Source organism: Streptococcus sp. 2106, assembly GCF_013277315.1.
Taxonomy (GTDB): domain Bacteria; phylum Bacillota; class Bacilli; order Lactobacillales; family Streptococcaceae; genus Streptococcus; species Streptococcus pseudopneumoniae.
In genome coordinates this window covers 1-1020 of sequence record NZ_VMMS01000136.1, presented here as the reverse complement: position 1 = coordinate 1020, position 1020 = coordinate 1, and the positions used below count along the sequence as shown (strand labels likewise).

Below are 1020 nucleotides of genomic sequence, written 5' to 3'. Positions count from 1 at the left end.
CTCTTATTATGGGAAGTTACCGAGAAATTGGATGCTTTCAACTCTAGATAGTGTCTCCAATCTCTACACTGGAAATAGTATTAACGCTACTGAAAAGAAAAAATATTTTTCTGGAGTAGATGGGTTTAATTATATCGCAACCAAGGATGTCAATTTTGATAGCACTATTAATTATGATAACGGCATTAGAATTCCCGATAGATATTTATCAAAATTCAAAATTAGCTATTTCAATTCTGTATTGCTGTGCTTAGAAGGTGGTAGTGCTGGACGTAAAATAGGTTTATTGGAACAAGATGTTTGTTTTGGTAATAAATTATGTAGCCTATCCTTTTATTATGGAGAAAATAAATGGCTCTACTATTTTCTTCAAAGCCCACAATTTCTCAGTGATTTTCAGGAGAGTAAATCTGGAATAATTGGAGGTGTTAGTAAAAATAACTTGGGGAACATATTGATTCCTGTATTACCTAGAAATGAACAAATGCGTATTACTCAGGAAATTGACTTACTTTTTCAAAAAGTTTCTCAGCTTTAGTAATTATTAATTTTTGTGTACGTATACCTGGAAAATTAATTATAGTTTGAGAAAATCTAGTTTTGTTTAATATAGGAATGGTGGTAGATGATGTATTGTTCTTGAATTGTTTTTGCATAAAATCAGACTGTATAGCTAAAAGTAAAAATTTTGAGTTGACAAAATTAAATACTTCTATGCCATGCATTTGTTGATTGAACGCTCCATCAACACGAACAATCCCAGCAATTCCAATATTTCCAATACCATTTATTAAAATAGAACCTGCTTTTATTTTTCTGGATTTTGTATTTCCTAGAACCGATAAATATTCAGTTGCATTGTATAGTTCTCCTTGTAATAAATCAGCAGGTTTATAGAATGGTATTTCGCCACCGTAGTTTTCAGGGCTATTTTTAGATGGCGTGTTACCAGTACTAATTATTCCTATATAATTTAATGTTGTCTGTACCCAATTCATAGGTATATTCCCATAATAAGAG

Annotated in this window: 2 protein-coding genes; one reads left to right on the top strand and one right to left on the bottom strand. The window is 31.1% G+C overall.

The window, feature by feature from the left end; genetic code table 11:
- Nucleotides 1-538: restriction endonuclease subunit S (locus tag HT723_RS11055; protein WP_228325793.1), on the top strand; the 538-nt coding region annotated here is incomplete at its 5' end.
- Here the strand turns inward: HT723_RS11055 and HT723_RS11050 are convergent.
- The coding region (locus HT723_RS11050) for a restriction endonuclease subunit S (RefSeq protein WP_240154971.1) at nt 492-1020 on the bottom strand (529 nt) is incomplete at its 5' end. The two genes, HT723_RS11055 and HT723_RS11050, sit on opposite strands and share 47 nt — an antisense overlap.